This window comes from Mycobacterium sp. SMC-17 (genome assembly GCF_045310915.1).
Classification (GTDB): Bacteria; Actinomycetota; Actinomycetes; order Mycobacteriales; family Mycobacteriaceae; genus Mycobacterium.
Genome location: NZ_JBJIAK010000062.1, coordinates 22,335 through 30,178 on the forward strand (window position 1 = coordinate 22,335; position 7,844 = coordinate 30,178).

Annotated in this window: 8 protein-coding genes; 7 read left to right on the plus strand and 1 reads right to left on the minus strand. The window is 67.5% G+C overall.

The annotated features are described in order from the left end of the window. Positions 1 to 58 precede the first annotated feature (58 nt). The 5 genes from ACJH7A_RS26910 (at position 59) to phoU (ending at position 5,790) form a co-directional block, all read left to right on the plus strand. Positions 59 to 646: a TetR/AcrR family transcriptional regulator gene (locus ACJH7A_RS26910; RefSeq protein ID WP_020098821.1), complete on the plus strand. Its 588-nt coding sequence runs from the start codon at positions 59 to 61 to the stop codon at positions 644 to 646. A gap of 130 nt (positions 647 to 776) precedes the next feature. Next, positions 777 to 1,778 carry an acyl-ACP desaturase gene (locus tag ACJH7A_RS26915; protein ID WP_212813375.1) on the plus strand — a complete coding sequence of 334 codons (1,002 nt, stop codon included), beginning with the start codon at positions 777 to 779 and terminating at the stop codon, positions 1,776 to 1,778. After that, positions 1,766 to 2,941 carry a tRNA dihydrouridine synthase DusB gene (gene dusB, locus ACJH7A_RS26920; RefSeq protein WP_406802997.1) on the plus strand — a complete coding sequence of 392 codons (1,176 nt, stop codon included), beginning with the start codon at positions 1,766 to 1,768 and terminating at the stop codon, positions 2,939 to 2,941. Before ACJH7A_RS26915 ends, dusB begins: the two co-directional genes overlap by 13 nt. 2 nt (positions 2,942 to 2,943) lie before the next feature. After that, complete coding sequence (locus ACJH7A_RS26925) at positions 2,944 to 5,043, plus strand: LCP family protein (RefSeq protein WP_406802994.1); 2,100 nt, start codon at positions 2,944 to 2,946, stop codon at positions 5,041 to 5,043. Positions 5,044 to 5,121: 78 nt separating this feature from the next. After that, positions 5,122 to 5,790, plus strand: a complete 669-nt coding sequence (gene phoU / locus ACJH7A_RS26930) for a phosphate signaling complex protein PhoU (protein WP_212813379.1) — start codon at positions 5,122 to 5,124, stop codon at positions 5,788 to 5,790. Here the strand turns inward: phoU and ACJH7A_RS26935 are convergent. Next, the gene (locus tag ACJH7A_RS26935) at positions 5,787 to 6,299 is read right to left on the minus strand and encodes a MarR family winged helix-turn-helix transcriptional regulator (protein ID WP_406802995.1); all 513 of its coding nucleotides are present in this window, start codon (positions 6,297 to 6,299) and stop codon (positions 5,787 to 5,789) included. The two genes, phoU and ACJH7A_RS26935, sit on opposite strands and share 4 nt — an antisense overlap. A gap of 76 nt (positions 6,300 to 6,375) precedes the next feature. Between ACJH7A_RS26935 and ACJH7A_RS26940 the strand changes: the two genes are divergently transcribed. Further along, positions 6,376 to 7,350 carry a zinc-binding alcohol dehydrogenase family protein gene (locus ACJH7A_RS26940; protein ID WP_212813383.1) on the plus strand — a complete coding sequence of 325 codons (975 nt, stop codon included), beginning with the start codon at positions 6,376 to 6,378 and terminating at the stop codon, positions 7,348 to 7,350. A 149-nt stretch (positions 7,351 to 7,499) separates the two neighbouring features. After that, positions 7,500 to 7,772 carry a type IV toxin-antitoxin system AbiEi family antitoxin domain-containing protein gene (locus ACJH7A_RS26945; protein WP_406802996.1) on the plus strand — a complete coding sequence of 91 codons (273 nt, stop codon included), beginning with the start codon at positions 7,500 to 7,502 and terminating at the stop codon, positions 7,770 to 7,772. Positions 7,773 to 7,844: the final 72 nt, after the last annotated feature.

A 7,844-nucleotide genomic window follows, 5' to 3' on the forward strand; every position in this document is an offset into this window, starting at 1 on the left:
CCTGGATGTCAGCGGGTATCCTGACTACACGCGTTGTCAGCCACAGCTTAGGAGTCACGTGCCTTCCGGTCAACGACAGGGCCGCTGGTCCGCCGTCCCCCTGGCGGACCGCCCGACGCGGCGCCGCGAGGCGCTCATCGAAGCCGGCATCGCCGCCCTCGGCCATTCCGACGGCCCGGCGGCGACGGTCCGGACGGTGTGCCGCACCGCCGGCCTGACCGAGCGCTATTTTTACGAAAGCTTCACCGACCGTGAGGATTTCGTCCGCGCCGTGTACGACGAGGTGTGCACGACGGCCATGGCGGCACTGACCACCTCACAGAGTCCGCGCGACGCCGTCGAGCGATTCGTCACCATGATGGTCGACGACCCCACCCGCGGCCGCGTACTGCTCATCGCCCCGGCGCAGGAGCCTGTCCTCACCCGGTCGGGCGCCGACTGGATGCCGAGCTTCATCGAACTGCTGCAGCACAAGATGTTCCCCGACGGCGATCCGGCGCGGCGGGCACTCGAGGCCACCAGCCTCATCGGCGCCCTCACCGCGCTGTTCACCGGATATCTGGGCGGCAAGCTGCCCGTCACCCGGGAACAGTTCGTCGACTACTGCGTCGACATGCTGATGAGCCGGGTGCCGTCGCACCGGTAACACCTACGAAGCCGCGACATCACAGTTCAGATTCACCGATCAGACATGCGTCACAGCAACTTGATGTCACTACGGGACACAGATACTCTGACTGCTACCAACAGGTACAGATATCTATTCGGGAGGCGCCATGACAGCCGACTACACCGACCTTCAGCTGCTGCATGAGCTGGAGCCGGTCGTCGAGACGCTCGTCGACCGCCACATGAGCATGCGGAAAGACTGGAACCCGCACGACTACATCCCCTGGAAAGAGGGCAAGAACTACTACGCCCTCGGCGGCCAGGACTGGGATCCGGAGCAGTCGAAGCTCTCCGAGGTCGCCCAGACCGCCATGGTCCAGAACCTGCTGACCGAGGACAACCTGCCGTCCTACCACCGCGAGATCGCGATGAACATGGGCATGGACGGCGCCTGGGGCTACTGGGTGAACCGGTGGACCGCCGAGGAGAACCGCCACGGCATCGCCCTGCGCGACTACCTCGTCGTCACCCGCAACTGCGACCCGGTCGAGCTCGAGGAACTGCGCGTCGAGCAGGTCACCCGCGGCTTCTCGCCCGGCCAGAACCTGCAGGGCGACCTGTTCGCCGAGAGCCTGTTCGACTCGGTCATGTACGTCTCCTTCCAGGAGCTGGCCACCCGCGTCTCGCACCGCAACACCGGCAAGGCCTGCAACGACCCCGTCGCCGACCAGCTGCTGCAGCGCATCTCGGGTGACGAGAACCTGCACATGATCTTCTACCGCGATGTCTCGGCCGCCGGCCTGGACATCAACCCGAACCAGGCGATGGCCTCGCTGCACCGCATCGTGGAGAACTTCAAGATGCCCGGGTACACCGTGCCCGACTTCCGCCGCAAGGCCGTCATCATCGCCGTCGGTGGCGTCTACGACCCGCGCATCCACCTCGACGACGTCCTCATGCCGGTGCTCAAGAAGTGGCGCATCTTCGAGCGCGAGGACTTCACCGGTGAGGGCGCGCGCCTGCGCGACGACCTGGGCCGGATCATCAAGGAGCTCGAGGACACCTGCGCGAAGTTCGAGGTGGCCAAGGAACGTCGCCTCGAGCGTGAGCGGAAGATGGCCGAGAAGAAGGCCATGAAGAACCTCCTGGTGTCGACATCAGCGTCGTAACCGAAGCTGTCAACGAGACGGCCCGATCCCTTCGGATCGGGCCGATCTCGTTGCGTTCTCCGGTCGTCCTCGCGCCGATGGCCGGTGTGACGAACGTCGCCTTCCGCACTCTGTGCCGCGAGCAGGAGCTCGCCCGCGTGGGCACCGTGAGCGGCCTGTACGTCTGTGAAATGGTCACCGCGCGGGCGCTCGTCGAGCGCAACGCCGCGACGCTGCACATGACGACGTTCGCGCCCGAGGAATCGCCCCGCTCCCTGCAGCTCTATACCGTCGACCCCGCGACCACGTACGCTGCGGCCAAGATGATCGTCGACGAGAACATGGCCGACCACATCGACATGAACTTCGGCTGCCCGGTGCCCAAGGTCACGCGCCGCGGCGGTGGTTCGGCCCTGCCCTACAAACGCAAGCTGTTCGGCCAGATCGTGGCGGCAGCCGTCCGCGCGACCGAAGGCACCGACATTCCCGTCACCGTGAAGTTCCGGGTCGGGATCGACGACGCCCACCACACGCACCTCGATGCCGGCCGGATCGCCGCCGAGGAAGGTGCCGCGGCCGTCGCACTGCATGCCCGCACCGCCGCGCAGCGCTACTCCGGCACCGCCGACTGGGACCAGATCGCCGCATTGAAAGCGCACGTCAGCGGCATCCCGGTGCTCGGTAACGGCGACATCTTCGACGCCGACGACGCACTGCGGATGATGGCCGAGACCGGCTGCGACGGCGTCGTCATCGGCCGCGGCTGCCTGGGCCGGCCGTGGCTGTTCGCCGAACTGTCGGCCGCCTTCAACGGCCAGCCGCGCCCCACCCCGCCGACGCTCGGCGAGATCGGGGACATCATCCGCCGGCACGGCCAGCTGCTCGCCGACCATTTCGGTGAGGACAAGGGCATGCGCGACATCCGCAAGCACGTCGCCTGGTACCTGCACGGGCTGCCCGCCGGCGCTGAGCTGCGTCGCGCGCTGGCCCTGGTGAAAACCCTGGCCGAACTCGACGAGCTGCTCACCCAACTGGATTCCGATGTGCCGTTCCCGGACTGCGCAGAGGGCCCACGAGGCCGGCAGGGGTCGCCGGGTTCCGTGGTGCTGCCCGAAGGCTGGCTGGACGACCCCGACGACTGCACGGTGCCGTTCGGCGCCGACATGGTCAACTCCGGCGGGTAAACGTGAGCGACCGCGACCGGACCACCCCCGGTGAGGGTGACGGCGATGCTGCCGGCGACAACCCCTGGGTAACCCGTACGACGCGGGCCGCGGGCCCCGTCCGGGCGCCGTGGGAACGGGCCGGTCGCCTGCAGAGCCAACCGGACGACGAGAGCGCGGACGACGAGGAAACCGGTAGCCACGGCGGCGGTGGCGTCACCGTCGCCGAACTCATCGCCCGGCTCTCGGGCGGCTCGATGCCGCCGGCACCTGTCGTCGATGCACCCGCACCACCCGAGCCGCCGAAGCCCCAGCGGCCCGCGCCGAAGCCGGCCCCGGCGCCACGGAACGCGCCGAAGCTCGAGCCCGTCGCCCCGACAGTGGCCGAGGAGCCCGCGCGCACCGCCCGCCGTCGAGTCGAATCCGAGCCCGTCACAGAGGTTTTCGGCGCGCCGCTCGCCGACCCCGACGCGCTGCCCGAACGGCCGCGGGCCGTGGTGCGCACGGACGTCCGGAACTACATCGACCATCCCGAGCGGCCGGCGCACATCGACGCGCCCCCACCGGTCGATCACCACACCCGCCACAGGTTCGCGGTCGCCGGTCGCATCCTCATGGCGCTGGTGGCCGTCATCGCGCTGTCGATGACCGGCGCCGCCTGGCAGTGGCAGAACATCAAGAACAACAACATGAACCGGGTCTCGGCGCTGGACCTCAACTCCCGCGACATCATCGACCCCAACGCGCAGTTCGGCGACGAGAACTTCCTGATCGTCGGCGTCGACAGCCGCTACGGCCAGAACGCCGACATGGGTGCCGGCACCACCGAAGACGCCGGCGGCACCCGCTCCGACACGATCATGCTGGTCAACATCCCGGCGAACCGTAAACGCGTTGTGGCGGTGTCGTTCCCGCGCGACCTGGCCATCAAGTCGACGCAGTGCGAAGCCTGGGATCCGAAGACCGGCGGCTACGGGCCCATCTACGACGAAGACACGAAAAGCTATGGGCCCGACCAGGTTTACACCGAGACCAAGCTGAATTCGGCCTACTCGTTCGGCGGGCCGAAGTGCCTGGTGAAGGTGATCCAGAAGCTGTCCGGCCTGTCGGTGAACCGGTTCATGGCAGTCGATTTCGCCGGCTTCTCCAAACTCGTGGACGCCGTCGGCGGCGTCGAGGTCTGCAGCAGCACACCGCTCGAGGACTACGAACTGGGCACCGTGCTCGAGCACTCCGGCCGCCAGGTCATCGACGGTCACACCGCGCTGCAGTACGTGCGCGCCCGCCAGGTCACCACCGAGGTCAACGGTGACTACGGCCGCATCAAGCGCCAGCAGATGTTCCTGTCCTCCCTGCTGCGGTCGATGATCTCCAAGGACACGTTCTTCAACATCGGCAAGCTCAACAACGTCGTCAACCTGTTCATCAACGACTCCTCGGTCGACAACGTCACCACCAAGGACCTGGTGCAGCTCGGCCAGTCCATCCAGGGCGTCAGCGCCGGCCGCGTCACCTTCGTCACCGTGCCCACCGGCGTCACCGACTCCGAGGGCAACGAACCGCCGCGGGTCGACGACATGCGCGCGCTGTTCGACGCGATCATCAACGACGAGCCACTGCCCGAGGAACGCAACGCCGACAACACCCCGGTTCCGCCCACGCCGGCTGCCCCCAGTAGCACCGCGGCCAGCCCGGACGGCGAAGAGGTCAACACCACGACGACAGACCCGAGCCAGGTGACGGTCCGGGTGTCCAACTCGACGGGCCAGGACGGCCTGGCCGCGACGGCGACCAAGGAACTCGAGCAGCACGGCTTCACCGTCAACTCGCCGGACGACTACCAGGGTCAGGTGACGTCGACGACGGTGTTCTACTCGGCAGGGCACGAACAGGCCGCCGCGACCGTGGCGTCCACGTTGCCCAACGCCCACGTCGAGCGGGTGTCCGGCCTGGGAGACGTGGTGCGCGTGGTGCTCGGGACCGATTTCACCGCGGTGGGAACCCCGGCCGCCAGCGGTTCAGCCGCCCAGATGCGGGTGACCCATGGCAGCCTGTCGGGTGAGCCGACCAAGTTGCCGGAAGACCTCAGCATCACCAATGCGGCCGACACCACCTGCAAATAGCATCTGACCTGTCCCATTCACCGGCCGTTCATTGCCAGATCACGGCATGTCCAAGGGCCAGAAAGTAGTCTGGAGCCCATGCGTACCGCGTACCACGAGCAGCTTGAAGGCCTGACCAACCGCCTAGGCGAGATGTGCGGCCTGGCGGGTGTTGCCATGGAGCGCGCAACCCAGGCTTTGCTGCAGGCCGATCTGGTGCTGGCCGAGCAGGTCATCTCCGACCACGAGCACATCTCCGCCCTGAGCGCGCAGGCCGAGGAGCAGGCCTTCGTCCTGCTGGCCCTGCAGTCCCCGGTCGCCGGTGACCTGCGGTCCGTCGTCGGCTCCATCCAGATCGTCGCCGACGTCGACCGGATGGGTGCGCTGGCGCTGCACGTCGCCAAGATCGCCCGCCGCCGGCACCCGCAGCATGCGCTGCCCGAGGAAGTCAACGGTTACTTCGCCGAAATGGGCCGCCTCGCAGTCGAATTGGGCAACACCGCACAAGAGGTGCTGCTCACCCGGGACCCGGAGCGCGCGGCCCGCATCCAGGAAGAAGACGACGCGATGGATGACCTGCACCGTCATCTGTTCAGCGTGATGATGGACCGCGAGTGGAAGCACGGCGTGACCGCGGCGGTCGACGTGACCCTGCTCAGCCGCTTCTACGAGCGCTTCGCCGACCACGCCGTCGAGGTCGCGCGGCGGGTGATCTTCCAGGTCACCGGCCGGTTCTCCGACGACGACGGCCTGCCCACCATCAGCTAGACCCGTTCGGCGGGTACCAGCCGCACACCGTCGCGGCCGGCGGCCAGCAGGTCCTGCAGCATCTTCTCCAGCACCGACAGTTCCGCGGCGGTGTAGCGCGACAGGAAGTCGTGCCGGCCGGCGTCCATCTCGTCGTGCATGCGCTGGTGTACCTCGATGAGGCGTTTTCCGTCCGCGGTGGGGGTCAGCTGCAGCTCTTTGCGGTTGCCCGGCACCGGCGTGCGGGTCACGAGCCCGGCGTCGACGAGTCTTTGGACGTGCTTCGACACCGTGCCCTTGAGCTGCCCGGCGCGGGCGGCCAGGCCCACCACACTGATCGGGCCGTCAGCGAGCTCCGCCAGCAGATGCAGGCCCAGGGTGGGCAGCTCACGCACGGTGCGTTCCAGCCGCGGCGGGCAGTGCGCGGCGAGGTAGTCGCGCTCGGCATCAACCTCGTCGGTGTCGAACTTGTCCCCCACCGCGCCGACCAACGCACTGATGTCGGCGATCAGCGCGGATTTGGTTTTCATGGAAACCATCTTGCCATCCGGCGAGCCATCGGCATATAGTTTCCACAGAAACCATATTCTGAGTCGAGGAGCGCACATGAAGGCAGCGGTCGTGCACGAGTGGGGCCAGCAGCCCCGGTACCTGGATTTCCCCGAGCCCCAGCCGCGCGACGGCGCCGTCGTCGCCACCGTTGAGGCGTCGGCGCTGACCAACCTCAGTCGCATGGTCATCATGGGAAAGCACTACAGCAGCAAGGAGGTTCAGCTCCCCGCCATCGCCGGGGTCGACGGCGTCGCCCGCCTCGACGACGGCTCACGGGTGTACACCGGATCGCTCGCCCCGTACGGGCTGATGGCCGAACGCACCCTCGTCGTCCCGGCCGGCGCCGTCCCGGTGCCCGAGCACGTCGACTCGGTGACCGCGGCGGCGGTGCCCAACCCCGGCATGTCGGCGTGGATGAGCCTGGACTACGCGGCCCAGACCAAACCCGGCGACCACGTGCTGGTCCTCGGCGCCACCGGCGTCACGGGATCAGTGGCAGTGCAGTTGGCCAAGTTCGTCTTCGGGGCGGGACGCGTTGTGGTGGCCGGCCGCAACCCCGAACGGCTGGAGTGGCTCCGCACCGTCGGAGCCGACGACGTCATCGCGCTCGGCACCGACGATCTCGCGGAAAGCGTTGTGGCCCAACACTCGGCGCGGCCGTTCGACGCCGTCATCGACTACCTGTGGGGCACACCCGCGGAGCAGACGCTGACCGCCCTGGCCGCCGCGCATCCGTCGACCCATTTCCACGCCACGCGCTTCATCCAGGTCGGTTCGATGACCGGCGCGAGCATCAGCGTCGACGCCGCGACGTTGCGCAGCACGGGCATCACGCTTCAAGGCGTGGGCATCGGCAGCGTCCCGCCCGAGGCCCTGCAGCGCGCCCGCACCGAAGGCCTGCCCCGGATGTTCGCGATGCTCGACGCCGGTGAGCTGCAGCTGACCACCGCCGCCCGTCCCCTCGCCGACATCGAAAACGTCTGGGCGGCAAAGGAACCCTCCGGCACCCGCGTCGTCATCACGCCGTAGGACGCAGTTGGGTCACCTCCCCTCGCGAGCAGACGCAAAACTGTCGTTTTCGAGCGAAAAATGACAGTTTTACGTCTGCTCGCGGAGTTATCCACAGGGCTGGAGGCCGGATGCTGGCGGCGATGGGATGCGGCCGCCACCATCGACGCATGACGCTCGAAGACGTATTCGCCGTCCACAACGGCGTTGCGACAGCACAGCAGTTGCTCGCGACGATGACCGATCGGGCACTCGCACGCAGAGTCCGGGAGGGAGAAGTCTTCCGGGTGTGCCACGGCGTCTACTCCGCGCGGCCTCCAGACACGACAAGCCGGCTCAGAGCACTGGACCTGCTGTCCGACGTCCCCATCGTCGCCTGTATGAATACTGCTGCCGCGATGTACGGCTTCGATACCGAACAGGACGATCGCACCCACAGATAGCGTCCCGGGGAGTGGTGGACTTCGGATCTGGCGTGGTTCACGCGTTGTGATCAACGAGTCATGGTGAACGCT